General features: G+C 39.8%; 32 protein-coding genes and 2 riboswitches. Of the genes, 21 read left to right on the forward strand and 11 right to left on the reverse strand.

Going from position 1 to position 26,741, the window contains the following annotated elements:
- Positions 1–522: 522 nt before the first annotated feature.
- From ACFX4X_RS12960 to ACFX4X_RS12970, 3 genes are all read left to right on the forward strand, one after another.
- Positions 523–687, forward strand: coding sequence for a YezD family protein (locus ACFX4X_RS12960; protein WP_081108733.1), 165 nt, complete (start codon positions 523–525; stop codon positions 685–687).
- Between the two features lie 179 nt (positions 688–866).
- Positions 867–1,652: a serine hydrolase gene (locus tag ACFX4X_RS12965; protein WP_377383946.1), complete on the forward strand. Its 786-nt coding sequence runs from the start codon at positions 867–869 to the stop codon at positions 1,650–1,652.
- Positions 1,653–1,757: 105 nt separating this feature from the next.
- Positions 1,758–2,375: a YdcF family protein gene (locus ACFX4X_RS12970; RefSeq protein WP_377383949.1), complete on the forward strand. Its 618-nt coding sequence runs from the start codon at positions 1,758–1,760 to the stop codon at positions 2,373–2,375.
- Between the two features lie 55 nt (positions 2,376–2,430).
- On the opposite strand, the gene ACFX4X_RS12975 is transcribed toward ACFX4X_RS12970, so the two are convergent.
- Positions 2,431–2,691, reverse strand: a complete 261-nt coding sequence (locus ACFX4X_RS12975) for a hypothetical protein (RefSeq protein WP_377383952.1) — start codon at positions 2,689–2,691, stop codon at positions 2,431–2,433.
- 328 nt (positions 2,692–3,019) lie between these two features.
- Here ACFX4X_RS12975 and cspC point away from each other — a divergent pair, with 328 nt between their 5' ends.
- The gene (gene cspC, locus ACFX4X_RS12980; protein ID WP_010331195.1) at positions 3,020–3,220 is read left to right on the forward strand and encodes a cold shock protein CspC; all 201 of its coding nucleotides are present in this window, start codon (positions 3,020–3,022) and stop codon (positions 3,218–3,220) included.
- Positions 3,221–3,344: 124 nt separating this feature from the next.
- On the opposite strand, the gene ACFX4X_RS12985 is transcribed toward cspC, so the two are convergent.
- Positions 3,345–3,512 carry a hypothetical protein gene (locus ACFX4X_RS12985; RefSeq protein ID WP_167555970.1) on the reverse strand — a complete coding sequence of 56 codons (168 nt, stop codon included), beginning with the start codon at positions 3,510–3,512 and terminating at the stop codon, positions 3,345–3,347.
- A gap of 385 nt (positions 3,513–3,897) precedes the next feature.
- Between ACFX4X_RS12985 and ACFX4X_RS12990 the strand changes: the two genes are divergently transcribed.
- The gene (locus ACFX4X_RS12990; protein WP_284471406.1) at positions 3,898–4,185 is read left to right on the forward strand and encodes a hypothetical protein; all 288 of its coding nucleotides are present in this window, start codon (positions 3,898–3,900) and stop codon (positions 4,183–4,185) included.
- Positions 4,186–4,698: 513 nt separating this feature from the next.
- On the opposite strand, the gene ACFX4X_RS12995 is transcribed toward ACFX4X_RS12990, so the two are convergent.
- Positions 4,699–5,931, reverse strand: a complete 1,233-nt coding sequence (locus ACFX4X_RS12995) for an aminopeptidase (RefSeq protein ID WP_377383955.1) — start codon at positions 5,929–5,931, stop codon at positions 4,699–4,701.
- A gap of 414 nt (positions 5,932–6,345) precedes the next feature.
- Positions 6,346–7,833 carry an aldehyde dehydrogenase family protein gene (locus ACFX4X_RS13000; RefSeq protein WP_061462174.1) on the reverse strand — a complete coding sequence of 496 codons (1,488 nt, stop codon included), beginning with the start codon at positions 7,831–7,833 and terminating at the stop codon, positions 6,346–6,348.
- 278 nt (positions 7,834–8,111) lie between these two features.
- Between ACFX4X_RS13000 and ACFX4X_RS13005 the strand changes: the two genes are divergently transcribed.
- On the forward strand, positions 8,112–9,317 hold the full coding sequence (locus tag ACFX4X_RS13005; protein ID WP_377383958.1) for an MFS transporter: 1,206 nt from the start codon (positions 8,112–8,114) through the stop codon (positions 9,315–9,317).
- 35 nt (positions 9,318–9,352) lie between these two features.
- Here ACFX4X_RS13005 and thiE read toward each other — a convergent pair whose 3' ends face one another.
- From thiE to tenA, 5 genes are read right to left on the reverse strand one after another with little or no spacing between them, the layout of a single operon-like run.
- On the reverse strand, positions 9,353–9,985 hold the full coding sequence (thiE, locus tag ACFX4X_RS13010; protein WP_284471403.1) for a thiamine phosphate synthase: 633 nt from the start codon (positions 9,983–9,985) through the stop codon (positions 9,353–9,355).
- Complete coding sequence (gene thiM, locus ACFX4X_RS13015; protein WP_061462177.1) at positions 9,966–10,781, reverse strand: hydroxyethylthiazole kinase; 816 nt, start codon at positions 10,779–10,781, stop codon at positions 9,966–9,968. The genes thiE and thiM overlap by 20 nt, the downstream gene beginning before the upstream one ends.
- Positions 10,778–11,584, reverse strand: a complete 807-nt coding sequence (thiD, locus tag ACFX4X_RS13020) for a bifunctional hydroxymethylpyrimidine kinase/phosphomethylpyrimidine kinase (RefSeq protein ID WP_284471402.1) — start codon at positions 11,582–11,584, stop codon at positions 10,778–10,780. The genes thiM and thiD overlap by 4 nt, the downstream gene beginning before the upstream one ends.
- Complete coding sequence (thiW, locus tag ACFX4X_RS13025) at positions 11,553–12,074, reverse strand: energy coupling factor transporter S component ThiW (protein ID WP_284472102.1); 522 nt, start codon at positions 12,072–12,074, stop codon at positions 11,553–11,555. The genes thiD and thiW overlap by 32 nt, the downstream gene beginning before the upstream one ends.
- 15 nt (positions 12,075–12,089) lie before the next feature.
- Positions 12,090–12,779, reverse strand: coding sequence for a thiaminase II (gene tenA, locus ACFX4X_RS13030; RefSeq protein ID WP_089364158.1), 690 nt, complete (start codon positions 12,777–12,779; stop codon positions 12,090–12,092).
- 94 nt (positions 12,780–12,873) lie between these two features.
- A riboswitch (TPP riboswitch) is annotated at positions 12,874–12,978 on the reverse strand.
- 159 nt (positions 12,979–13,137) lie between these two features.
- Positions 13,138–13,242, forward strand: a riboswitch (SAM riboswitch).
- Positions 13,243–13,418: 176 nt separating this feature from the next.
- Here tenA and ACFX4X_RS13035 point away from each other — a divergent pair.
- Positions 13,419–13,607, forward strand: a complete 189-nt coding sequence (locus ACFX4X_RS13035; RefSeq protein ID WP_377383963.1) for a Fur-regulated basic protein FbpA — start codon at positions 13,419–13,421, stop codon at positions 13,605–13,607.
- 251 nt (positions 13,608–13,858) lie between these two features.
- Positions 13,859–14,053, forward strand: a complete 195-nt coding sequence (locus ACFX4X_RS13040) for an aspartyl-phosphate phosphatase Spo0E family protein (RefSeq protein ID WP_284471400.1) — start codon at positions 13,859–13,861, stop codon at positions 14,051–14,053.
- A gap of 69 nt (positions 14,054–14,122) precedes the next feature.
- Here ACFX4X_RS13040 and ACFX4X_RS13045 read toward each other — a convergent pair whose 3' ends face one another.
- Positions 14,123–14,629 carry a GNAT family N-acetyltransferase gene (locus ACFX4X_RS13045; RefSeq protein WP_377383967.1) on the reverse strand — a complete coding sequence of 169 codons (507 nt, stop codon included), beginning with the start codon at positions 14,627–14,629 and terminating at the stop codon, positions 14,123–14,125.
- A gap of 223 nt (positions 14,630–14,852) precedes the next feature.
- On the opposite strand from ACFX4X_RS13045, the gene ACFX4X_RS13050 reads away from it, so the two are divergent.
- From ACFX4X_RS13050 to ACFX4X_RS13070, 5 genes are all read left to right on the forward strand, one after another.
- The gene (locus ACFX4X_RS13050) at positions 14,853–15,554 is read left to right on the forward strand and encodes a DUF459 domain-containing protein (RefSeq protein ID WP_377383970.1); all 702 of its coding nucleotides are present in this window, start codon (positions 14,853–14,855) and stop codon (positions 15,552–15,554) included.
- Between the two features lie 127 nt (positions 15,555–15,681).
- Positions 15,682–15,990: an MFS transporter gene (locus ACFX4X_RS13055; RefSeq protein WP_375166249.1), complete on the forward strand. Its 309-nt coding sequence runs from the start codon at positions 15,682–15,684 to the stop codon at positions 15,988–15,990.
- 466 nt (positions 15,991–16,456) lie between these two features.
- Positions 16,457–16,657, forward strand: coding sequence for a hypothetical protein (locus ACFX4X_RS13060; RefSeq protein ID WP_377383973.1), 201 nt, complete (start codon positions 16,457–16,459; stop codon positions 16,655–16,657).
- Positions 16,658–16,920: 263 nt separating this feature from the next.
- Positions 16,921–17,460, forward strand: coding sequence for a M15 family metallopeptidase (locus tag ACFX4X_RS13065; RefSeq protein WP_375166248.1), 540 nt, complete (start codon positions 16,921–16,923; stop codon positions 17,458–17,460).
- 132 nt (positions 17,461–17,592) lie between these two features.
- Positions 17,593–18,135 carry an acyl-CoA thioesterase gene (locus ACFX4X_RS13070; RefSeq protein ID WP_061462186.1) on the forward strand — a complete coding sequence of 181 codons (543 nt, stop codon included), beginning with the start codon at positions 17,593–17,595 and terminating at the stop codon, positions 18,133–18,135.
- A 192-nt stretch (positions 18,136–18,327) separates the two neighbouring features.
- Here the strand turns inward: ACFX4X_RS13070 and ACFX4X_RS13075 are convergent, their stop codons facing one another.
- The gene (locus ACFX4X_RS13075) at positions 18,328–18,963 is read right to left on the reverse strand and encodes a Bax inhibitor-1/YccA family protein (protein WP_377383978.1); all 636 of its coding nucleotides are present in this window, start codon (positions 18,961–18,963) and stop codon (positions 18,328–18,330) included.
- Between the two features lie 493 nt (positions 18,964–19,456).
- On the opposite strand from ACFX4X_RS13075, the gene ACFX4X_RS13080 reads away from it, so the two are divergent.
- The 8 genes from ACFX4X_RS13080 to ACFX4X_RS13115 all read left to right on the forward strand — a co-directional run bounded on the left by ACFX4X_RS13080 (position 19,457) and on the right by ACFX4X_RS13115 (position 26,665).
- Entirely contained in the window at positions 19,457–20,482 is a 1,026-nt protein-coding gene (locus ACFX4X_RS13080) for an ABC transporter ATP-binding protein (protein ID WP_377383981.1), read from the forward strand.
- Positions 20,460–21,386, forward strand: a complete 927-nt coding sequence (locus ACFX4X_RS13085) for an ABC transporter ATP-binding protein (protein WP_061462189.1) — start codon at positions 20,460–20,462, stop codon at positions 21,384–21,386. Before ACFX4X_RS13080 ends, ACFX4X_RS13085 begins: the two co-directional genes overlap by 23 nt.
- 15 nt (positions 21,387–21,401) lie before the next feature.
- The gene (opp4B, locus tag ACFX4X_RS13090; protein WP_061462190.1) at positions 21,402–22,367 is read left to right on the forward strand and encodes an oligopeptide ABC transporter permease; all 966 of its coding nucleotides are present in this window, start codon (positions 21,402–21,404) and stop codon (positions 22,365–22,367) included.
- Positions 22,368–22,389: 22 nt separating this feature from the next.
- Positions 22,390–23,289 (forward strand): ABC transporter permease, encoded by a 900-nt coding sequence (locus tag ACFX4X_RS13095; RefSeq protein ID WP_377384010.1) that lies wholly within the window; start codon positions 22,390–22,392, stop codon positions 23,287–23,289.
- Between the two features lie 18 nt (positions 23,290–23,307).
- On the forward strand, positions 23,308–25,071 hold the full coding sequence (opp4A, locus tag ACFX4X_RS13100) for an oligopeptide ABC transporter substrate-binding protein (protein ID WP_377383984.1): 1,764 nt from the start codon (positions 23,308–23,310) through the stop codon (positions 25,069–25,071).
- Positions 25,072–25,220: 149 nt separating this feature from the next.
- Positions 25,221–25,358 carry a hypothetical protein gene (locus ACFX4X_RS13105; protein ID WP_377383987.1) on the forward strand — a complete coding sequence of 46 codons (138 nt, stop codon included), beginning with the start codon at positions 25,221–25,223 and terminating at the stop codon, positions 25,356–25,358.
- Positions 25,359–25,388: 30 nt separating this feature from the next.
- Positions 25,389–25,526 carry a hypothetical protein gene (locus ACFX4X_RS13110; protein WP_185147851.1) on the forward strand — a complete coding sequence of 46 codons (138 nt, stop codon included), beginning with the start codon at positions 25,389–25,391 and terminating at the stop codon, positions 25,524–25,526.
- 92 nt (positions 25,527–25,618) lie between these two features.
- The gene (locus ACFX4X_RS13115; RefSeq protein WP_377383991.1) at positions 25,619–26,665 is read left to right on the forward strand and encodes a M42 family metallopeptidase; all 1,047 of its coding nucleotides are present in this window, start codon (positions 25,619–25,621) and stop codon (positions 26,663–26,665) included.
- Positions 26,666–26,741: the final 76 nt, after the last annotated feature.

Raw genomic sequence — 26,741 nt, forward strand, 5'->3', positions numbered from 1 at the left:
TTATAATCGAACCTTTCTTAAATACAAAGTGTGTGTTAATACCGACAACTTATACTAAAATAGTATATCTTAAATAGTTTAGTTTGGTAAAGTGGTAAATAAGTAAAATGTAAAACACATACTAATCAGAAAATTCTAATTCATATTGACAAAACGAGGGAATTGGATTATATTAGTAAATACCAAGTTAGTTGGTAAGAATAATGCGGTTTTTGCTTTAAATCGTATTTTTCTATAACATATGCAACTCTAAAATATTGCCGATTAGTCAACTAAAGGCACCCTTACATCTACTTCTGTTTGATGGCGGGTGCCTTTTATTTTTTATAGTGGGGGGAGGGGAATGTGGAGTTCCTATTAACTGGTTATTCTTATACGCAAAGTATGATGAGGATATGATAGGTAAACCAAGTTCCTCAAGAAAACATGGAAAGCGGGGAGAGTACGTGTATGTTCGTACGATCTCTTTTTAACATTAGATATGAAACGAATCTTTATTACCAGTAGTGAAGGGGAGAGATTATGGAAAAGAAAGAAGAATTCAAATTTAGGCATATTATTTCAAGCTTGGAAGATCTGCAATATGGATCCGTCATAATAACCGTACATGATGGTGAAATCACTCAGGTGGATACAACTGAGAAGAAACGATTCCCAGTTAAGGGCCGGGCTGTTAAAACAAGATAATTACCACTTTTTAAGGGGGCTTTCAAGACGAAGGCTCTTTTATTTTGCTTTTTATACAAATTAATTCGATTTGGAATTTCGTAGAAGATTGTACTGCTTTTAACATGGTAGAATAAGTTAAGGTATAAGGGAGTTTTTAAAGGGACTTAAATGAAACAATAAGGAGGAACAGGGAATTTATGACCTTACAAACCATAGAACATGATATCTTGGCATTAGTTGAATCATTTAATGGGAAAATTGCATATAAAATTGAAAATGGTCTAGGAGAGACTATTGGATATCACGTGAATGAATCCTTTCAATCAGCTAGTTTAATCAAAATACCAATGATCATCGAAGGTTATCGTCAAAGTGAACAAAAGAAAATCTATTTGAATCAACCAGTGACCATCCCCCCTAATGAAGTGACCGGCGGATCTGGGGTCCTGCATGCCTTATCAAATAAGGTATTTTTAACGGTTGAGGACTTATTGACATTGATGATAACCGTTTCTGACAATACATCCACGAATATGATGATGAGCCTGTTAGGCATTGATGAAATTAATCGATGCATCAAGGAACTTGGTTTGAAAAATACCATCCTTGAACGAAAAATGCAGGATTTTAAGGCATTAAAGGAAGGACGGGACAATACCATTTCGGCGGAAGATACGATTACCTGCTTAAAAGCCATACATACAGGCTACTTTTTAACGAAAGAAAGCCAGGAAAGAATAATGCGTGTATTTGATAATCAGCAAATACGGGATAAACTTCCATCACTGATGGGTAGAGGAGTTAAGGTCGCAAGCAAAACGGGCGGAATTCGGGGAGTTGCCCATGATTGTGCAATCATTCGGTCAGAAACACAAACAGTTTATGCTGCAGTTCTAACTGAAGATATGAAATCAGAGGAAGAAAGCCGTCAAGTAATAAGTAAAATTGGAAAGTTGATATATGATGATATGGTCTCAGAATAGATTATCCGATTTAGAATGGTCATCACTATAATAAGAAGAAGAGCGGGAAGTCAATCATGATTCCCGCTCTTCCATATTATTATTTATAAGGGGAAATAAGGGAAAATGGTATATAATGAAAGGAAAACGAAACGGGGAAAAACATTGAAGAGGACGATGAAATTTGGCGTAATTGGATTTGTTGTGTTACTGGGTTATTTTGGTTTTTTACATATGAAAATTCAACAAAGCATTCACCAGCCGATTCCGGAAAATGCCAATTACCTCATAATTCTTGGAGCAAGGGTCAAAGGTTCGGTTCCATCATTATCTTTACAATACCGGATTGATAAAGCTGCAGAATATTTATCGGCGAATGAACATACTGTGGTCATTGTATCTGGCGGCAAAGGTCCGGGGGAAGATATTTCGGAAGCAAAGGCAATGCAACAGGGGCTAATCGCGCATGGAATAGAAGCAGCGCGTATCATGATGGAAGACAAATCTACAACAACTCACGAAAATATTGTTTTCTCAAAAGAACTCATTCCTGATAAAGCTGCTTCCGGATTGATTGTCAGTAATGATTTTCATATCTACCGGGCAGTTGAAATAGCAAAAAAAGAAGGCTTGGACATGAAGGGAATACCGGCAAAGACACCAAAAGTGGTATTGTTGAAATCGTATATCCGTGAATATCTCGCTATTACCAAATATTATTTGACTGAATTAATTGGGAGATAACCATCCCAGGGGCATAATCCGAATTCCCTTTCCTTATAGACGGGGGATTTTTTTATTATTCGACTTCCACGACAACATTGGGAATTTCCCAAAAATCGTTCTCTTGATATATTTCCTTAAGTGTCTTATAGACGGGATACCCGGTGTAGGAAATCTCGACTCGTTCATCAGGATCTACTTCTTCCACATCTATATCATCAACAAAACCAAGTTGATCATTGATTTCCATTAAATAGAATCCAAGTGCCTCATACCCGCTATAGGCTACAATAACCTTATTTTCAAAACCGCTATTGGAAACTTTGTAATATTTCATTGATTGACCTCCTTGCTGTTTACTCTTTAAGTGAAATGGTACTGTTTCTTATTTGATATACCCTTTCATCATTATCTGAATCATTCTATTGGATAAATAAAGAAAATAAAGGAAAGAGGGAAATGGGCAATTGAAAAAATCTATCCAAGGAAGGTGAAGAAGATGTAATCCTTGTATTTTTAAAATATCTCTAGATAATTTGCTATATTAATCATTTCATGTTAATCTAATAAAGAATTGTTTTTGATTGTGGAAGAGGATACTAGTTATTTTCCAAATGGTTAAAAATAGTAATAACATGTGTGTTATGCACTAGGAGGCAACAAAAATGGAACAAGGTACAGTTAAATGGTTTAATGCAGAAAAAGGTTTTGGATTTATCGAACGTGAAAACGGAGACGACGTATTCGTACATTTCTCAGCTATCCAAAGCGAAGGCTTCAAATCTTTAGACGAAGGTCAAAAAGTAACTTTCGACGTTGAGCAAGGTGCTCGTGGAGCTCAAGCTGCTAACGTTCAAAAAGCTTAATTTTAAAATTAAATCGTAACCTATATGAACAGACTCCTCTACTGGAGTCTGTTTTTTATTGTTTTAAAAAATGAAGGCATAAAAAAACCCACTCTGAGCGGAGTAGGGTTTTAGGGACGTGTTATTAAGCTTTTTTTAATTCTTCTTCAAAGAAAAAAGTAGTTGGATGTTCTTTTACAGTATAAGAATATCTTTTCATGTTCTTTACGTATGCCCATTTATTAATGGTTACTAATTCATTAGTATCCTGAATAGTTACTGTTTCGCCAGTATTATACTTATTGCTTTTCAATTTATGCACCCTCTTTATTAATAGTATAACATATTTGGGAATAAAAAATGTGTTCAAGATATTCCAATGATATATTATGTAGCTTCCTAAACGTGATAAGTGGACGTATTGTGAGATCTTTTGCCTTGAACAGAGCATATTTAAAAAGGTTCTGCACATTCGGATATTATAAAAGGAATGAGGATGCCTAAAACTAATTTTAGGATCGGGAAAATTAATATCAATCCATTGCCCATTAAATGCTTCTTCATATTCTCCCCCATACCTTTTTTGACTGGCTAATTGTCTGTAAACACTTGTGAATTTTTAATATAGGCAAATGTCTATTCCTTTTTGAATATGGACACATACACTATTTTTGAAGCAATTTGAGGAGGAGATATAAATGGAAAGACAATTCTTTGGCGGTTATCCTGGTTATGGCATGGGTTATGGCGGTTTAGGCGGTTATGGCATGGGTTATGGCGGTCAACCTGGATACGGTATGGGCTATGGTGGTTATCATGGTTATGGTATGGGCTATGGCGGTCATCCTGGATATGGTATGGGCTATGGCGGTCATTCTGGTTATGGTATGGGTTATGGCGGTCATTCTGGTTATGGTATGGGCTATGGCGGTCATTCTGGATACGGTATGGGTTATGGCGGTCATCACGGACATGGTTGTTACTAGCCTAATTAAGTAATATTAGTTAATTTTGCACATGAAGTTATTTTAAAATGAACATTTGCCTTATTAGACGCTGGTTTGAGTTCAATAACACAAATATTTAATACTGTTTATATACAAAATTTTATTCATAATCTGTATATAAATGGCTTGTTTTCCATGAGTATCATATAGGTAAAGCAGCAGGAAAGTAGTAAGGAAGGAAAGAAGTATTGATTCCAGACTTCGACAAGCAATATAAAAGATATACCATTCGAGAACTATCGAATTCTCAGCTTGCAAAGGAATTAGGTGGATCAAAACCAACACTAGACAAATTAATTAAAGAGCATCAACAGGTGACTATTTAAAGGGACTTCCAAAATAAACTGTACACTTTATAGCCACGTGCTTCCTAGTATGCAGAAACACGTGGCTGATGAGCTAGATAATTTGTTTAAATCTAATGAAATGTGACCAATTCTGTGACCACTCAAGGTTATGGACCTTCAAAACCCCTCTATATCAACCCTTTAATTAAAACGCCCAATCCCCATTACGGAAGACAGGTTCTGAAGTGCCATCCTGTTTGATGCCGTCGATGTTCATTTTCACGGATCCAATCATGAAATCGACATGTGCAAGGCTTTCATTCAGCCCATTTTCTGCAAGCTCTTCTGGACTCATATTTTTTCCGCCTTCAATACAGAAAGCATAGGAGCTGCCGATAGCGAGATGGTTTGACGCGTTTTCATCGAATAATGTATTGAAGAATAAAACATTCGATTGGGAAATCGGTGAGTTGAATGGAACGAGTGCCACTTCCCCAAGATAGTGTGAACCTTCATCCGTTTCAACCAATTGTTTTAGGATTTCTTCCCCTTCTTCAGCTTTTACTTCAATGATCCGTCCTTCCTTAAAGGTTACGGAAAAATTATTAATGATGTTGCCGCCATAACTAAGGGGTTTCGTACTGGAAACCGTACCGTTAACACCTGTTTTCAATGGAACCGTAAACACTTCTTCGGTTGGCATGTTAGCCATGAATTCATGACCCTGTACGTTAACGCTTCCTGCTCCGACCCAAAGGTGTTTGTCAGGCAACTCGATTGTCAGGTCGGTTCCAGGAGCCGTGTAATGCAATTTTTGGTAATGCTTATCATTTAAATAATCAACCTTTTCATGCAGGGTATCATCGTGTTTTTTCCAAGCCTCTACAGGATTCTTCACATCAACACGAACTGCCTTGAAAATGGCTTCCCATAGCATATCAACGCGTTTTCCTTCTGCTTCTTCAGGAAATACTTTATCAGCCCAAGCCTTTGAAGGGACGGCGACTATGGACCAGCTTACTTTATCCGATTGCATATACTGACGCCACTTCTTCAGAGCAGTCCCGGATGCCTTTTGGAAGTTGGCAATCCTTTCAGGTTGTACACTTTTCAATAAGTCAGGGCTTGAGGAGATGACGGACAGATACGCAGCTCCGTTTTCCGCAAGTTCGATCGTTTCTTCTGCCCGCCACTTTGGGTACTCGTGGAACACCTCATCAGGAGCCAGTTCATATTTGGTACGTGCAACGATATCATCATTCCAATTAACGATGACATTCCGCGCGCCGTTCTCATATGCTTTTTTTACGATGAGACGCACAAGGTCAGCTCCCTCTAATGTAGTGTTTACAACCAGGGTTTGATCTTTTTGGATATTAACGCCGACCTTAACGGCCAGTTCTGCATATTTTTCTAAATTCGTTTGAAAATCACTCATCATTTAAAAACTCCTTTTCCATTTTCTACATCTATAATTGTACTTATTGTCATATAAAAAAGAAACTTTTTACATCGTTGTATGGAAAAACTTTATAGTTCTATGAAAGATTATAAGATCAAAAACAACTTTTCAGTAAATCATGGTCCACATAACATTCCCAATTGATTTCACTTAGGTGATTAATGGCCGCCTCAACACCATCACCGGCGTTTGAACACGTACACCCGCGCTAGCTCCAGCAGTAAAGGTGCCTTCAACATTCTTTTTGTCCATGTTTCAACCTACCAAAACTAAAGAAGGAAAGACTATCGGAAAGGTTTGAATAGTCGCAATAATTTTGTTGTTTCTCAGTTCATCACGGACTGAAAGAAAGGGGGTCTCTTTGAGACCCCCTTTCTAATATTCAAAAAATCACTTACCCAAATTGATCCAGACGCTTTTCACTTCCGAATAGTTATCAAGTGCATAAGATCCCATTTCACGTCCGATTCCTGATTGTTTGTAACCGCCGAACGGGGAAGCCGCGTCGAAAGCGTTATAACAGTTCACCCACACTGTACCAGCACGGAGTTTTCCTGCAACATAATGGGCATTGGCTAAATCGCTTGTCCATAAGCCAGCAGCCAATCCATATTCACTGGCATTTGCGCGGTTAATGACATCGTCTAAATCCTCGTATGGCATTGCGGCAATGACCGGCCCGAAAATCTCTTCTTTAGCGATCGTCATTTCCTCTTCAACACCAGCGAATATGGTAGGAGAAACAAAGTAGCCTTGTTCACCCGGTTTGTTACCGCCGACAAGGACTTCCGCGCCCTCGTTTTTCCCTTTTTCAATATAGCCCATTACCCGATTTTGCTGCTCCTGGGAAACAAGCGGCCCAATTTGTGTGCTTGGATCTAAACCTGCCCCTTGTTTGATATTTTTTGCATGGCTGGCCATATCGGCAACAACGTTGTCATAATGTTTCTTTTGAATATAAACCCTGGATCCGGCACAGCATACCTGCCCTTGGTTAAACATGACCCCATTCAAAGCTCCAGGTATGGCTTTTGAGAAATCCGCATCGGGTAGGATGATGTTTGGGGATTTCCCACCAAGTTCCAATGTGACCCGTTTCAATGAATATGACGCGGAACGCATGATTAATTTTCCAACTTCAGTCGAACCGGTAAATGCAATTTTATTTACTTGCGGATGGTCGACAAGTGCTTGTCCCGCGGTTTCACCAAAGCCGGGAACGATATTGACCACCCCATCAGGGAAACCGGCTTCAGCGAACAATTCAGCCAAATAAAGTGCGGAAAGCGGTGTTTGCTCAGCAGGCTTTAATATGACCGTACAGCCTGTAGCAAGTGCCGCTCCAAGTTTCCACATCGCCATAAGAAGCGGAAAGTTCCATGGGATGATTTGTCCCACAACACCAACAGCCTCGTGTTTTGTGTAGTTAAAGTAATTTCCGCTTACCGGAATGGTTTGTCCAACAATCTTGGTGGACCAGCCAGCAAAATATCTCATATGTTCTATAGCTAAAGGGATGTCAGCATTGGTAGTTTCACTGATTGGTTTCCCATTATCCAGCGTTTCCAATTGAGCAAGTTCAGTTTTGTTTTCTTCCATTAAATCTGCCAGCTTATACATAAGCCTGCTGCGGGTAGCGGCGCTCATCCTTGACCAAGGACCTTCATCGAATGCTTTGCGTGCAGCTTTGACTGCTAAGTCGATATCTTCTTTATCTGCTTCATATACTTCGGCAAGTTTTTGTCCTGTAGCAGGATTAGGAGTGGAGAAGGTTTTTTTTGAAGCACTTTCTACAAACTGACCATTAATATAAAGCTTTTTTGGTCCTGTTAAAAATTTTTGCAGCTTTCCACTTACTTCTAACGTTAGATTTGTCATAAGTACCCTCCTGAATAAAATGAATATCTTGGGCAAAACATGATGACTTATTTGATAACGCTATGATCTATGCCAATTTTTATAATAAATGAAAAAAAAGGAATATTCAATCTTTATCATTCGACATAATACCCCAATCAAGAGTCATTCTTCATTTATAAACGAATGATGTTTTTTTGTCATGACATGTGTAAATACTATAGCGGAAATTAAAGTTAATAGTTAAAATGAATAGGGATAAAATAACTAGAAGGTCTAAAGTTCTTCAGGAGGAATATATGGGAAATGATGTTAAAACGATATCGCAGCGTAAATTATTAGGTGTTGCGGGTCTAGGGTGGATGTTCGATGCACTTGATGTCGGTATGCTTTCTTTCATTATAGTTGCTTTGAAACAGGAATGGAACTTAACCAGTGAACAGGTTGGCTGGATAGGGAGCATAAACTCTATAGGGATGGCTGTCGGAGCTGTTTTCTTTGGTGCGATGGCTGACAGGGTCGGACGCAAGAATGTCTTTATCATTACATTATTATTGTTTTCAATCGCAAGTGGCCTGTCTGCAGCAGTCGGTACACTCAGCTTGTTCTTGATATTGCGATTTTTGATTGGAATGGGACTTGGAGGCGAACTTCCGGTTGCATCGACATTGGTTTCTGAAAGTGTTGATGCTAGTAAAAGGGGAAGGGTTGTCGTCCTCCTTGAAAGTTTTTGGGCGGTTGGCTGGATATTGGCAGCACTCATCTCCTATTTCATCATTCCGGCTTATGGTTGGAGGGTTGCGTTGATATTAAGTGCAGTTCCCGCTTTATATGCACTGTATCTGCGCTTGAAGCTACCAGATTCACCGAAATTTACGGAACTTGAAAAGAAGCAGAGACCAACAGTAATAAGCAACATGAAAAGTGTCTGGAAAAAGGAATATTCTCGCCAGACCCTTGTTTTGTGGATTCTTTGGTTTTGCGTGGTCTTTTCTTATTATGGGATGTTTTTATGGCTGCCAAGTGTGATGGTCTTAAAAGGATTCAGTATGATTCAAAGCTTTGAATATGTTTTGATCATGACGCTTGCACAGCTTCCGGGCTATTTTTCAGCTGCATGGCTGATAGAGAAGATGGGTCGTAAATTCGTTTTGATCACATACTTAATTGGAACAGCCATCAGTGCCTTTTTCTTTGGATCGGCAGAGGGGTTGGCACTGCTGATAGTTTCTGGAATGTTCCTATCTTTCTTCAACTTAGGGGCATGGGGTGCGCTTTATGCGTATACACCTGAGCAGTATCCAACTGCAGTTCGTGGTACCGGTACAGGGCTAGCTGCTGGTATTGGCAGGATTGGCGGTGTCCTGGGGCCATTGCTTGTAGGGTATTTAGTTGCTGCCGGTACCCCGATTTCAACGATTTTCACCATATTTACAATTGCTATTCTAGTGGGAGCCACTGCTGTGGCTTTTGGGAAGGAAACAAAGAATACCGTTTTGACATAAACGAAGGAAGGGGACCAATCAGTCCCCTCTTTTCTTTACTTAAAGTCTTTTATTATTTTTAAAAGGAGTTCGGAGGCAATCTTTGGACTATCTGCATTCATGATTGCTGAAACGACTGCGGTACCGGATAGCCCGCTATCTGAAAGTGAGGAAATGTTATCGGCTGTGATACCCCCGATTGCTACGGCAGGAATCGATACGCTGCGACAAATTTCCTCCAAATCTTCAATGGCCATTAGCGTTGCATCTTGTTTGGTCTTCGTAGGGAAAACGGAACCGACTCCGATATAGTCTGCTCCATTTTGTTCGGCTTCGAGAGCTTCTTCAAGTGTGGAGACTGAAACACCGACAATCATATCGTCAGGAACCATTTGTTTGATGACAGGCAGTGGAAGATCATCTTGCCCAATATGAATTCCGTCCGCTTCAACAGCGAGTGCTATATCTACCCGGTCATTAATGATAAGGGGAATGGACAGCTCGCTCAATAACTGTTTTAATTCAGAAGCCTTTTTATAAAAGGAGAGGGAGGAATTGTTTTTCTCTCTAAGTTGTACGATCGAAACTCCTCCTGAAACCGATTCTGCAATGATTTTGGTCAATTCTTCTATTGCTATCGACTCTTCCGTAACTAAATATAGACTTAAATCAATTTGGGACTTCTTCATTTATTTTCACCTCATGCATCCAGATTTCCTTATCCATTCTTGATATTGCATCCATTAATCGCACTCGAAACGTTCCTGTCCCTTCATCTTCTTGAAGTTTTGCAGCTGCCAGGTCCCCTGAAATGCTCATGGTCGAGATACCGGCAATTGCCGCAGAATAGAAATCGTCCGTGACTCCGGAAAAGGTGCCGATAAGAGCTGTGGCCATGCATCCGGTACCAGTGACATTAGTTAAAAGGAGATTCCCGTTGTCGATAATTGACGTATGTTTTCCGTCGCTGACCGCATCCTTAGCCCCGCTGACCACGATGATACTATTCAATTTATTTGCTGCTTGTGCAGCCAGCTCTGCATTGCTAATCGCTAGTTCCCCTGAATCCACTCCGCGTGTAACGATATCCCCCCCCATCAATCGTAGGATCTCACTCGCATTTCCGCGAATGATTTGGAAAGTAACCTTACTTAGGAGCTCTGTGACTTTCTCTGTCCGATAGGAGGTGGCACCCACTCCCACCGGGTCCAAAATGACTGGGATATTCAGGGCATTTGCCGTCTTGCCGGCAATCTCCATTGCTTCTAAGGCTTTATCATCAATCGTACCGAAATTCAGGACCAATGCATTCGCTAATTTGACCATATCCGCCACTTCACTGGGGCTCGATGTCATTACAGGTGAGCCACCGATGGCAAGGGTGACATTGGCACAGTCGTTGACCGTAACAAAGTTGGTGATTTGGTGAACGAGAGGTTTTCTTTCTCGTACTTTCACGAATAAATCGGCTGCAGCAACATTCATATTAAGTCACTCCGTTCTTTTTTTGAAAATGAATGAAAATGATGGACAGGTCCATGCCCCCTACCGATTGAAAAGCTATTACGTATCGCTTCGGAAATATAGGTCTTGGCCAGTTCAATCGACTCTTTCAATGGCAGTCCATTTGCCAGGTTGGATGTAATGGCGGATGATAGGGTACAGCCTGTACCATGTGTGTTTTGTGTATGAATGCGTTCTCCCTTGATCCATTGGAAGTCAGTTCCATCATAAAAAAGATCGTTTGGATTTCCTGCTGCATGGCCCCCTTTAAGTAAAACGGCTTTAGAACCTAGTTCATGTATGGATATGCATGCCCTGTAAAAATCTTGTTTCGTTCGAATCGACAAGCCAGTAAGGACTTCCGCTTCTGGTACATTCGGGGTTACAAGTGTTGCAAGCGGAAGCAATTCCATTTTTAAGGCAGTGACAGCTTTTTCGTCTAGCAAATGGTGGCCGCTTTTTGAAATCATGACTGGGTCAAGGATAACGATGGAAGGTAAGTAGGTTTTAATGGACGCAGCGACTGTTTTCACTATTTCTTTTGATCCAAGCATTCCTATTTTTACTGCATCGACATGAATATCCTCAAAGATGGCAGCAATTTGATCCGAGATGATAGCTGTTTCGATGGCCTGAACTGAACGCACTTCCATTGTGTTTTGTGCAGTAACAGCTGTAATGGCAGACATTCCAAAGACACCATGTGCAGAAAATGTTTTTAAATCTGCTTGTATTCCAGCACCGCCCCCTGAATCAGAGCCTGCGATGGTTAATGCTGTTTTCATAAAAAATCCCCTTCATATAATTATTTTTTAGAAGTATTTTAAGTAATATGAAAGCTAAAAGCGCACCTGCGAATGAACTAAGCATAAAAGCTGGTAAAAAACCAAAAAGAGCAGCTTTTTCCCCCAATAGGAGGAGTGCAAGTGGATAACAGGATAGGGATCCGAGAATGCCGGTCCCAATCACTTCCCCTAGACAGGCGAATTTCAAGCTTTGTGTTTTTCGATAAAGGACGGCAGCCAATAGTGCACCTATCATGCTGCCAGGAAAGGCGAAAATTGAACCGGTACCAGACATGTTTCTAATGATGGAAACTAATAAAGCTTGTGTTACCGAATAGGCAGGCCCCAATAAAACGGCTGTCAGGACATTTGCCAGATGCTGTATAGGGAAGATTTTAGCAAATCCGACAGGGATGAAAATAATTGAACTGGTCAGAGTCGTTATACCCGTGATCATGGCAGTCAACGTCATTTTCTTGATTGGATTCATCATCATGGCCAATACCTACAGTGGCCAATCTTGTTCATTTTGAACCATATCCCAGAATAAATATTCATATCGGGAAGTCACCAAAAAGTGCTTTTCTAATCTCAGAAGTTCCTTTTCAGGCATGCCTCTTGTTAATTCTTCCAATAAAGCAATCAGCCACTTGTGTGCCTCACCGAATTCAGGAGATGAATAGGACCTTATCCAATCTGCGTAGCGGTTGTTTTCCAATGCTTCACCATTTTGTTTTTTTAATATCAAACCAATTTCATAATAATCCCAAGCACATGGTAGGAGACAAGCGATGAGGTCTGCCAAAGTCCCATGCTGAGCTGCATTTAGCATGTAACCCGTATAGGCTAAAGTGGTAGGCGTAGGTTCTGTTTCTTCCAATTCCTTGGTACTGATTCCGAATTCCGAAGCATATTGCCGATGGATATCCATTTCCACTTGAAGAGTTTCGTTTAAAATACTGGAAAATCTTGCCATGGTTTCGATATTATGAGCTTTGATGACACCTAGAGCAAAAAGCTTGGAATATTCCATGAGATAGATATAGTCCTGCTTCAAATAATAAGAAAATTTTTTTTCAGGTAGCGTGCCGTTTCCAATTGCCTGGACAAAGGGATGTGAATGGTTCCTTTTCCAAATTTCTTTTGCCCGTCCATGAAGTCTTTCACTGAAGGTTTCTAATTTAGTATTCTCCATTGTTCATCCTCCTTTAGAATAGATCCCCTATTTACATCCATAAAAAAAACCGCTCCTGAATACGGAACGGGGTAGATGGATAAAGTCTGCAAATGGACGATATCATCCACTTCCCTCCGCCGGTATGAGCCGGTTCAGGTTCAAAGGGTCCGGAACTAATTCCATCTCAGTCTAAAAAAAGACTCCCCTAGTGGTGTGAATTGTATGTAATTACTGACATCATATCAGAAAGACAAGAAAATGCAACCCACATTTGAAAGGGGAAACCCATTTATGGCAAGTGGAAAAGGAAGAACCAGGTAATTGACTTTTGATGTTTATTGGGATAAAATCATTTCTACATCATTTATATATTGAATTCTTATCCAGAGAGGTGGAGGGACTTGGCCCAAAGAAACCTCGGCAGCAGACCCATTTTGGGAACTGTGCTAAATCCAACAAGCATTTGCTTGGAAGATAAGAAGAGCCGTACGGACACTGTAAGCCTCTTCTTGAATTAGAAGAGGCTTTTATTTTTGCGGAATAACGTTTAGTGGCATACTAGAAAAGGTATATATAATTTGGTGAAATCAAACCGGTTAATACAGTTTAGCTCAACTAGAAGCGGGCTCTATGATGACTAGGAAAGGAGCCATTTACATGGCAGAATTATTTAAGAGGATTGAACAGAGGAAGGCAATGCTTATTGAAGAGTTATTGGCCAATGGAGTATACAAAACCTCTGATGAAAGGCACCTTTATGATGCCCCGTTAAAAGTACTTGAAAATGAATATAAGATTGTAATAAATAGACCTAATAACCAGTCTCCTTCGGAATGGATGACATAGTAATCGATAGGCTATAATCTTGGGATAAGGGATATGATGTAAGCATTCGCAGTCTATACTTGTGGATGCTTTTTTTATTTATGTTTATATAGGGGATGACACAATATATACATATTTAGAAAATGAAATAGGCTTTTTGTCACATTTAAACTGTAAAATTACACATTTGATTTCAAATAAATAGTTGATTTTAACTATAATTTTCATTATGATGAAGGTGTAAAAAAATTGAATAAATGGGAGGTGGCTTGATGCTTTGCCAGAAGGTAACTGTTGAAAAAGTAGAAGAGAAGAGACAAGAAATGATCAAATTGGCGGCAATTTATGGTTTAACAAGTCTTCTAACTGTTCAAGCAAGCCAAGAATTGGATACGCTGTTGAATGCTTTAACAAATAAAAGAGATTCTGAATATTTTTCCCTTAAGAAAGGATATAGGTATTTCTAAATTCTCCATTTCGGCCTCGCTTAATCCGAAAAAGGCTACTGCTCAAGGCAATAGCTTTAAATGAATATTTTAATTATCGACACGTTTCCCAAGTATAATCAAATCTCTTTCAATGCCATCGAGCTCTGCAACTCGAGGAAAATTTGCCCATTTTTCAAACCCGAATTTTGAAAAAAGCTTCAGGCTAGGTATATTGTGGGCAAAAATGAAACCTAATAAAGTTTTCACCCCTAATTTAGGGCTCACTTCAATTGCCTTTTGAATCGAAATTTGTCCGATTCCTTTTCCCCGGAAATAATCATCGATATAAATGCTGATTTCGGCCGTAGAATCATAAGCTGGCCGGCCATAGAAAGATTGAAAGCTCATCCATCCGGCAGTTTGCCCTTCTATAGTAATGATATATAGCGGTCGACTTTCTGAATGATGTTCCTCAAACCATTTAACCCTCGATTGTACGGATACAGGTTCCGTATCTGCCGTGACCATTCTTGAAGCAATTGTCGAATTATATATTTCAACGATTCTGGGTAAATCCGAAAGTGCTGCCTCCCTAAACTCTATGTGCTCTGCCATCATTTAAACTCCTATCTATCATTTATATTCAATCTCCAGAATAAAGGGTATCATCCCGCTTACATAAAGGCCGGTGAATGAAGCCCAATCCATTGAAAGTTTTATATTATCATACACTCTTTACTATTTATCTGACAATTCATTTTTGTATGTTAAAACTACAGATTTTTGGGTATTTAAAATGATGAAATACTTCATAGTAAATAGACAAAAGGAGAAACCAATGAAAAAAGTAGCAGGTTTGTTAATTATTGTACTAGTTATTTGTTTTGCTGCATATAAATTTCAGGCCTCGGAGTCGAAAGATGTGCAAAGGGTAATGGCTTTTGGAGATTCGTTAACCTTTGGAAAAGGGGATAAGGACGGGGAGGGATATGTAGAAGGTCTGGAGGATGAATTGAATAATCCGGAATCGGAACAAAAAGTGAGTTTTTGGAATTACGGTATAAAAGGTCAGGAAACGGATGGGGTCATGAATCAGCTTGATGATTACCGCATTAAATCGAAACTTGATAAAGCCGATACTTTCATCGTTTATATTGGAACCAATGACTTGATCAATAGTAACGGCGGTGACTTGAAGAAAATAAGTGATCGAAAAATCGATGAGGGTAAACGGGAGTATATCAACCATCTTGATAAGATTACTTCGACACTGATAAAGGCAAACGATAAAGCGGATATACTTGTAGTGGGACTGTATAATCCGATTAAAGATAATCAAAAACTTGAAAAGCACATCCAAGATTATAACCAATCAATAATGGGAATAGCGAAAAAGGATAAAAGGATGGTATTCATTCCTACAAATGATCTTTTTGAGAATAAAAAGAAAACCGAGTATTTCAGTGATAAGATTCATCCCAATGAAAAGGGATATCAGCTCATTACGAATCGGATTTTGGAAAGGTATCATTTCAAATGAAAGTAAAAAATGCACAGAAGGCTGAATTATACCCCGGATAACGGACATACATAAAAAAGATTCCCTTATCCGGGTTTTTTTGAGATTGGGACTGTTCCCATTGATTTAATGGCTGCTGTTCTTACTTTTGCTTATGCGGGCGTATTTTACTTTTATCCCTATTTATGCTGAGGCATTAGGTATGACATCTATTACAAGTTATTTCTTTGTAATCTTCGCACTCTTTATAAAACTGTCACGTCCATTTGTTGGAAAACTATTTGATCGTAAAGGAGCAAATCATATAGTCTATCCATTCGTATTAATTTTTATCATAGGTATGATCATTTTGAGTCAAGCACATACCATGAATGCATTTTTAAGTGCGGGAGCAATCATAGGAGAAGAGTTTGGTGTTCTTCAACCTGCTATGCAAACTCTTCTGTTCAGTCAGTAAATACTGAGCGAAAAGGGTTAGCAACTTCAACGTTTTTTTTTATTCAATGATTTAGGTGTGGCATTAGGTTCCCTATAGGTATTGTCTCCTCACATACTACCTATAGTTTTGTATATATAGTATGTGAGCTGTAATGATTTTTCTTTATGTTCTTTATTATTGCTTACAACATCGCAAAGTCATTGCTATTTGGAGATATATGGAATTTCGGAAGTCATTTGTATTAGGTGAATTTTACCTTTATGACTATCATAGAGCTTTTCGGAAAATAGACAACTATAAATCGGTTCGTTTCTGTCAAAAAGCATTATTATTTTACACATTCATATAGAAAATGGAATAATTAAAGGAGATTAGCTAGGCCATAAGAGGAGATGCTATAAAATGAAAATATCAGGGAAGAACTTTTAATTGCGGTCAAAGGACTATCGGATGAACAACTGGACGCCCATCCTGAAAAAGGGCGTTGGAGCATCATTCAGATATTGGATCATTTATATTTAATGGAGAGGGCCATAACAAGAATATTGCCGATAAATTGAAAAGCGATGAAAGCATTCCAGCTGTGGATAAACCAATCGAGCTTACTTTAAATCGAGAATTGAAGGATCAGGCCCCGCCATTTGTCATTTCCGTCAGAATCATTCCAAACTTTGAGCAAGGTTAAGGATAAGTTGTCCGAATCCCGCAAAGCCTTTATACAAGTGTTGATCATGCAAAACGAAATGATCTCGAACAAAAGTCTTTTCCTCACCCTTTGTTTAAAGAATTAAGCTTGAAGCAATGGATTACTTTCGTGGGACTTCATGAAAAACGGCATTTAATGCAAATAGAAGAATTGAAATCAAAGTTATAATAGAAGAAAAACTCATCCGTCTTTGGTTGAGTTTTTCACTTTCTGACTGTTATTCGTAAAGGAAGGATTTTTCAGTGAAAGCTACTTGGGTAAGGACATGTTTGGTATTGGGCTTTTTCGGATTATTGTTGGGGCTCTTGTTCAAGTATATGCTTCCGCCTGATCTAGATGAAATCAAACTGACTGACGAGCTTAATCCGATCGTTGCCGAAAAAAAAGATGAGCTCATTCAACAGGCTAATGACAAAGGCATCCCGATAATCATTACAGCGGGGTTCCGGTCAGTAGCCGAGCAAAATGAACTCTATGAAAAAGGCCGATTAACCAAGGGCAAAGTCGTAACGAATGCAAAAGGAGGGGAGTCGCTTCATAATTTCGGTTTGGCGATAGATTTTGCCCTCCTTAACAAACAAGGCGAGGCCATTTGGGATATGGGTTATGATGGCAATCATAATGGGAAGTCGGATTGGATGGAAGTCGTAACCATCGCTAAAGGGTTAGGTTTTGATTGGGGCGGGGATTGGGCAGGGTTTAAGGATTATCCTCATTTACAAATGACATTTGGCTTGAGCCTGCGTGAGCTGCAACAAGGCAAGCAACCAAAAGGGCAGTGAAAGTGTGGCGCTTTATTTTAAGGCCGAATAATTTTAACTAATAGCAGGAAAATAAGCATGTATATTGCTTTACAGGTAAGAATTCGATAAAGTGGACTAGTGAGAAATCAGACAAAAAGGAGTGCAGTCACCATGGAAGAAATAAAACATTGCCGGGATTCTTTGGTCATAAAAACAAGCCTTGTCCTCCCGCCGGATACAAATAATATTGGTACGATGTTCGGAGGCAAATTAATGGCATACATTGATGATGTAGCGGCTATATCCGCCATGCGGCATGCGAGAAGCAACGTCGTGACGGCATCAACTGATTCTGTCGATTTCCTGCACCCTATTCACGAAGGAAATGCAGTTTGCCTTGAAAGCTTCGTGACGTATACGGGCAGAACATCAATGGAAATCATCGTGAAGGTGATTGCGGAGGATTTAGTTACAGGAGATCGGAATTTATGCGTCATTTCCTTTTTGACCTTTGTTGCCATTAATGAAGTAGGTAAACCAATTCCGGTTCCGCGTTTGGTTCCCGAAACAGAGATGGAAATGAATTTAAATGAATCGGCAAAACAACGGGCCCAAATAAGGAAAAAAAGAAGAGAAGATACACAGTTCATTGCAAGTACCTTCGGTGTGAAACTGCCATGGACCGATCAATCAAATCCAGGATTATATAAATAAGATACGGTACCTTCAGCAGTTCATTGCCAGGGGTTCAAAATTTTTGGGGAACTCTCATGAATTGGTTTTATACAGTGATTTATATAAAATACCTGATAGATGCTTTTTTACCCAAATGGGCACATACGTGAAAAGACGCTTGGACAGCCAAGCGTCTTTTTCTGTTACCATGTAGGATTGGATACCATCCTTTTAGTCATCACTTGCTAAAATACCAAAGAAACGTAAGATGTTAATGAAAAGGTTAATGAAATCAAGATATAGATTCAGGGCCATGAGCGGTACTTCTTCGGCTGTTACCCCGTAATGCTTCATTCGATTGAAATCATATAAAATATAACCACTGAAAACTAAAATACCAATAAATGAAACGACCAGCATGGCTGTAGAGCTTAATGGAAAGAAAATGTTGAAAAGGCTAATGACCACTAAAGCCAGCAAGGCTGCAAATAACATGCCTCCCAAGAAAGAAAGATCCCTTTTGGTGGTTGTCGCATAAACCGCCAGTCCTCCAAATACAACTGTCGTCGTAACACCGGCTAAGATCACCACATTTGCCCCTGCAGCTGCTAAGTAGTGTGCAATGATCGGATAGGTGGTTATTCCTGAAATTAACGTAAAACTATACAAGAATGTGTACCCGATGGATTTTTTCCTCCGCATGATGAATGCTCCAATCAACATGGCGATCTCGAGGATCGCTAAGGGAAGAAACAAAGATGGCGGAATAAAAGTGCCGAGAGCCATCCCTAAAACGGAAACTGCTAGAGATAACGCGAACGTCCTCATGACGGAAGGCATATATGTCTGTACAGTTTGTGAATACATTCAATCACCTCATCATTTATTTGCTACCGATTTCTACGGATCTGTTTTAAAAAGGTTTCATTACATTTAATAAATTTAGTTGTTTTTTCGAAAGTATCGAAATATATATGAAATAATTACCTATTTTATGATATCCTTACAATTAAACTAACTTTTCTGAAATATTAAAATATTTTTATTCTAAATCATATTAAGGTATGTAAATCGATATGTTCAATAAATAGATATAAACTTATCGATAGTTATTTAAGAATAATAAATTTTTAAATAATCGTTCTGCACAAATAACCGGGCTTCATAACTTTACTGTATAACAGTCATAAAGAAAATGATTTTTTATTGCAGAAAAATATTCCTGTAGTTATAAAATATGAAAAAAATGTGATTATTTTGGATGAAAACTATTGTATAAATGTAAAAAATTGATTAAAATTTTAAATAATTATCAGAAGATTAGTTATTTTCTCGATAAAATAGTTTAGGGGGATCAAGGATGAAGAAAGCTATTTTGCAAATAGAGAACCTAACTACCTCATTTCGAATCCGTAACAAATATCATGCAGCGGTGGATGATGTTTCATTTACGGTGAATGAAAATGAAATTGTTGCAGTTGTTGGTGAATCAGGTTGTGGAAAGAGTGCATTGGCCTTATCTATCATGCAATTACATAATAAGCAGAGAACGAAATCCGAAGGAACCATAAATTATAATGGCCAAAATCTACTAAAGTTGAATGATATGCAAATGAATAAAGTCCGTGGTAAGGAAATGGGCATGATATTCCAGGAACCTTTAACGGCTTTGAACCCGCTCATGACAATTGGAAAACAGATCGAGGAGAATCTGGATTACCATACTGAACTTTCCAGGGATGAAAAAAAGAACAGGACAATAGAGCTTTTGACACAAGTCGGAATTCCTTATCCTGAACGGACGTACAAGCAATATCCGCATGAGCTCTCGGGTGGAATGCGGCAGAGGGCGATGATTTCGATTGCCATTGCTTGCAACCCTGCACTGGTCATTGCCGATGAACCCACGACGGCACTGGATGTTACGATTCAAGCGCAAATACTTGATTTGCTGAAAGATATCCAAAGCAGGACAAAAATGGGGATCATCTTAATTACACATGATCTGAGCGTCGTTGCAGAGGTCGCTGACAGGATCGTTGTCATGTATGCCGGACAGGTAGTGGAAACGGGATTTGTTAAAGAGATATTCAATAATCCGCTGCATCCATATACGAGGTCGTTATTAAATTCGATTCCTTCGGCTACAAATGAGAAAAACCGTTTGCACGTTATTGAGGGAATCGTCCCATCGATAGCGAAAATGGATAGGATAGGTTGCCGTTTCCAGGATAGGATTCCTTGGATACCAAAACATGCGCATGAAGAGGCGCCCCAACTTCACGATGTGGGCAACGATCATTTTGTACGATGTACCTGCTATAAGGAATTTTATTTTCAAGCTGAAGGAGATGCATCGACACATGACATTACTCAAAGTAGATAATTTAAAAGTGCATTTTCCAATAAGGGGCGGTTTTTTCCGAAGGGTGGTCGATCACGTAAAGGCTGTGGACGGTGTTTCCTTTGAACTGCAGCAAGGGGAGACATATGGTTTGGTAGGAGAATCCGGTAGCGGCAAGTCCACGACAGGCAAGGCAGTGGTTAAGCTGAATGATGTGACATCCGGACAAATCCTGTTTGAAGGCAGGGATTTAGCATCATTAAGTAGAAAAGAGATTAAACCATTTAGAAAAGATATCCAAATGATTTTCCAAGACCCGTATTCATCATTGAATCCCAAGAAGAGGGTGCTGGACATCATTGCCGAACCGCTGAGGAACTTCGAACGGTTATCACCAGCGGAGGAAAAGAAAATCGTCCAGGACTTCTTGGACAAAGTCGGGCTTAGTCCTGAATCGATTCACAAGTATCCTCATGAATTTTCAGGGGGCCAGCGCCAGCGGATTGGAATAGCCAGATCATTGACATTGAAGCCTAAGCTGATCATTGCTGATGAACCGGTATCAGCCCTGGATGTTTCCGTTCAGGCACAAGTTTTGAATTTCCTTCAGGATCTCCAACAGGAGTTCAATTTGACTTATTTATTTGTCGGGCATGATTTAGGCGTAATCCGGCATATGTGTGACCGGATGGGTGTTATGTACCGAGGTAGATTGGTAGAGGAAGGTAAAAGTGAGGAAATCTATGAAAATCCCCAACATATTTATACGAAACGCCTGATTGCCGCCATTCCGGATTTAGAGCCAGAAGTTCGTGAGGATAAAGTGCGGCTTAGAAAAAAACTCACTTCAGAATATGAGTCAACCTACTCGAAATATTTCGATGAGAATGGACGTGCTTACGATTTGAAGCCAATCTCGGCAACACATAGAGTCGCATTACAATAAGGAGGTGGAAAGAATATGTGGAAGTTTATCCTCAGACGTTTATTAGGTATGATCCCGCAGCTCTTTTTATTGAGCATCATCGTTTTCATGATGGCCAAAGCCATGCCGGGAGATGCCTTATCAGGCCAGGAAATCAACCCCAGGGCCAATCCAGCCGAGCTCGATAGGATCAGGGAAGAATTGGGTCTGAATGATCCTTGGTATCAACAATATTTAAGGTGGGCATCCAATGCTGTACAGGGGGATTTCGGTATTTCCTATACACATAAAACGCCCGTTATGGATGTTATCGAAGACAGGCTTTGGAACACGGTGTTCCTGGCGTTGGTCACTCTGATCTTTACATATATGCTTGCGATTCCATTAGGCATACTTAGCGGAAGGTATAACGATACGTGGGTGGATAAAACCGTTACGGGTTATAGTTATGCAGGGTTTGGCACACCGATATTCATCTTTGCGTTAATCATGTTATTCATTTTCGGATTCGCCTTGGATTGGTTCCCATCCGGCGGCAGTGTCGATTCAAAAGTGGATGAAGGCACATTCGCCTATGTTGTAAGTAAGATCAATCATTTGATATTACCCGCTTTAAGTACAGCATTAATTGCAACTACAAGTACGATCCAATATTTGCGAAATGAAATCATCGATAATAAAATCAAGGATTTCGTCAGGACTGCGCGTTCAAAGGGAGTGCCTGAATCAAAAGTATATTCACGTCATATCCTTAGAAATTCTTTTTTACCGATAGCAGCATTCTTAGGTTATGAAATTACTGGATTGATCGGCGGCGCGGTCATAATCGAGACCATTTTCAGTTATCCGGGACTTGGGCAGCTTTTCCTTAGCTCAGTCAGTCTGCGGGATTTCAGTGTAGTGACGGCCATCGTCATGATGACGGGATTTGCCACTCTGCTTGGCACCCTTCTTTCGGACATCATACTTAGTGCGGTCGATCCGCGCATACGGATAGAATAGGGGCGGGGTGAGTCGTATGGAAATGAAAGTAGAAACCGGAAAGAACATACAAGTGAAAGATGTAAGCCCTTCAGGAATCAAAATCATCTGGCAGGAAATTAAAAAGGATAAACTTGCCATGGGCTCATTGGTTATATTAGCAGCTATTTTGCTGTTTGTTTATGGTGCGGCTTTCTTCATGGATGCCAAAGAAATTGCCAAGGTCGATTTCCTCTCCATTTATCTGGAGCCATCTTCAGACTATTGGCTCGGTACCGATTATGGTGGCCGGGATGTATTCGGACAACTGATCATCGGTACGAGAAACTCATTTACCATCAGTTTGTTCATTACCTTATTCACGGCAATCATCGGTTTATCATTAGGGCTTCTTGCTGGTTACTTTGGCGGGGCAACCGATAATGTGATCATGCGTGTTATCGATTTCGTGATTGCCCTACCTCAATTGATGTTCATCATCGTTGTAGTCACGATTGTACCAGTATTCAATGTGTATGTTTTCATATTGATCATGACGATGTTTTTATGGACAGGAAAGGCACGGCTAATTCGTTCAAAAGCTTTGTCAGAGCGTGAGCTGGACTATATCCACGCCTCACAAACACTCGGGACGCCACATTGGAAAATCATCATGTTTCAGCTTCTGCCTAATGTCAGTTCACTGATTATCGTAAATTTCATTTTGAATCTTGCAGGCAATATTGGCCTAGAATCCAGTTTGACTTTCTTAGGATTCGGTCTTCCGGAGAGCACACCGAGTCTCGGGACGCTTATCAGTTATGCTCAAAATCCAGATGTTCTGGAAAACAAGTGGTGGATATGGGTACCCGCATCACTCATGATTTTAGTGTTGATGCTGAGTATAAATTTCGTTGGTCAAGCGTTAAAACGCGCCGCCGATGCAAGACAAAGAAGAGGATAAAAAAGGGGAGTGTAGGATATGAAAATCAAAAGCTACAGTAAGGTATTAAGTGCATTGGCCATTTCGTCTCTACTGCTTGCTGCATGTTCGGATGATACGGAGAAATCGTCAACGAAAGAGAAAAAAGGGAAAGATGTCGAACAGGTTGATACCTCCAAATTCCCGACAAAGACGACTAACCAAGGAGAGCCTATTGAAGGCGGTCATTTGACATATGGATTGGTATCCAATACCCCGTTTGAAGGGATATTAAACAAAGTTTTCTATCAAGGCGAACCCGATAACCAAGTTATCACATTCTTTGATGAAGATTTGTTGGATACAGACGAAAACTATGTTTTCACGAATGAAGGTGCCGCTTCCTATGAGATTTCAGACGATCATAAAACGGTTACACTTACGATTAAGGATAATGTAAATTGGCAAGATGGGAAGCCTGTGACTGGTGCCGATTTAGAATATGCGTATCTCGTCATGGGAAGCAAAGATTACAAAGGTGTACGCTATGATGAACAAATGGCTTTAATCGAGGGTATGGAAGAGTATCATGAAGGGAAAGCCGATAGCATTTCAGGGATTAAAGTGGACGGAAAGAAAATCACTTTCACTTTCAAGAAAGGGAATCCATCCGTCACGACTGGTTTATGGACATATCCGCTTCATAAAGAATACTTAAAAGATGTACCAATTGCGAAGTTGGAATCTTCTGATAAAATCCGTAAAAACCCGATTGGTTTTGGACCATTTAAAGTGAAGAAGATCGTTCAAGGGGAAGCGGTTGAATTCGAAGCGAATAAGGATTACTGGCGCGGTGCTCCAAAATTGGACAGCGTGACATTGAAAGTCGTGAATCCGTCTGTTGTCGTTAAATCCCTTGAAAATGGTGACCTTGATGTAGCTGAGGTCCTGGCTGAGCATTATGAACAGGCCAAGGAATTGGATAATGTCGAATTATTGGGCAAAGTTGAATTGGCTTATTCCTATATTGGTTTCAATTTCGGTTATTATGATAAGGAAAAAGAAGAAAATGTTATGGATGAGAATCCAAAATTCAAAGACAAGCGCCTTCGTCAGGCAATGGCCTATGCCATCAATAATGAAGAAGTTGGCGAAAAGATGTTCAAGGGCCTTCGCTTCCCTGCCAACTCGGTCATTACACCGAACTTTAAATATAACAATAAAGATGTAAAAGCATATGAATATGATCCTGAAAAAGCGAAAAAACTTTTGGATGAAGCAGGATTTGTAGATACGAATAAGGATGGCATTCGTGAAGATGCGGATGGAAAAGAGTTCAAGATCAACTTTGCTTCTATGAGTGGATCCGATGTTTCTGAGCCTTTAGCAAGGTATTATATCCAACAATGGGAACAAGTGGGATTGGACGTTGAATTGCAGGATGGCAGGCTTCATGAGTTCAATTCATTCTATGACCTTTTGAAAAAGGATAATGACAAAGTTGATATTTACCAAGCTGCTTGGGGAGTAGCTTCCGATCCGGATCCATCAGGCTTATGGTCTAGATCTGCAGAATTTAACTATACCCGCTGGGTGAATGATAAAAATGATGAGCTTCTTGCTAAAGGGATTTCAGAGGAAGCTTTCGATGATCAATATCGGATCGACACATATAATGAGTGGCAAGAATTGATCCATGAAGAGGTTCCAGTCATTCCGACATTATTCCGTTATCAATTGGCGGGAGTGAATGAACGCGTTACGGGATATGATTACCTAGCGGAGCGACAATATAAATGGTTCAATGTCGGTGTCACTAAATAAAAAATTGTATGAATCCAATCGGCTGCCTTTATGGGCGGTCGATTTTTTTGCGTTTCAAGGGTGTGGATTAAGGTTATATAGTAAGTAATTGGAAGTGTGGTATTTATGTTAGTGAGATATCCTAATGAACAAAGAAAGAGTTAGAAATATTGTTTACTGAATCGGTTGGCCGGTTACTGAAACCTCAGGAAATCATTGCAGACATTGTTGCCTTTCCTAGACGGAATGAGAATTACCTTCTTGGAATATATGAAGGAATTTCCGACAAGCAAAGAAAGTTGAAATAAGTTGAACTTTCATCATGGAGGAGGATTTTTATGAGAAACGAAGATATGAGCAGATATAAAGTATGGCGCGATAAATGGAAAAGAAAAATGAATATGGAGAATTTGGCGATATATGGCATTACTACATTAGTCATGGCCATCTTGCCTATTTTGGCCCATATGAGTTAAATCGATATAAGGACCGCCATTTGGCGGTCCTTTATATGTTAAAAGTTGGCATGAATAGATATAATAAAAAAAAGAGGAAAGGAGAGATATGTATGAGTATTATCGAAGAAAAGAAAATCGTATCTTACATAAAAGAGTTAGTATCAATACCCAGTCCCTCCGGCTATACGGAGCAAGTCATTAAATATGCGGCTGAATTCATGGAAAATAGGCAGGTCCCTTACAAGATCACGAATAAAGGAGCATTACTTGCTTCATTAAAAGGAGAAGATGATGGCAAACATCGTTTGCTGACTGCCCATGTCGATACACTAGGGGCCATGGTAAAGGAAATTAGGTCAAATGGCCGCCTTAAATTGACGATGATCGGTGGTTTCCGATGGAATTCAGTGGAAGGGGAGTATTGTAAAATCCATACGGCTGATGGGGCGATTATCACCGGGACCATTTTAATCAATCAGACCTCTGTCCATGTATATAAAAATGCCGGGGATGCCAAGCGTGATGATGAGACAATTGAAGTCCGTATCGATGCAGTCGTGAAAACCAAGGCGGAAACGGAGGCCATTGGCATTTCAGTTGGAGATTTTGTCTCCTTTGAACCGAGAGTGGAAATGACAGATGCAGGCTTTTTGAAATCAAGGCATTTGGATGATAAAGCTAGCGTTGGCATCCTCCTTCATATCATTGACCTTATTTCCGCAGGAAAGATAAAATTGGCATATACGACCCATTTCCTGATTTCCAACAATGAAGAAATCGGCTATGGCGGTAATTCCAATATCCCAGAGAAAACAGTCGAATATTTAGCCGTCGATATGGGTGCGATCGGTGATGGACAATCGACGGATGAATACAGCGTTTCCATTTGTGCTAAAGACTCCTCAGGCCCTTATCATTATAAATTGCGTCAGCATCTTGTCACACTTGCCCAAGCGAATGCTGTCGACTACCGTGTCGATATTTATCCGTATTATGGATCGGACGCTTCCGCTGCAATCCGGGCAGGGTATGATGTCGTGCATGGTCTAATCGGACCGGGGATTGATGCATCTCACGCCTTTGAGAGAACACATATCTCTTCATTAAAACATACGGCCAATCTGATTTTGCATTATATACAATCAGAGTTGGTGTAATCGTGAAAAAAGCCCGCACTCAAGTCATATGAGTGCGGGTTTTAAACTGGCTTTTATAGCGATAGTTTTATTTTAT

The organism is Peribacillus sp. YIM B13481 (genome assembly GCF_042787985.1).
Classification (GTDB): domain Bacteria; phylum Bacillota; class Bacilli; order Bacillales; family DSM-1321; genus Peribacillus; species Peribacillus simplex_A.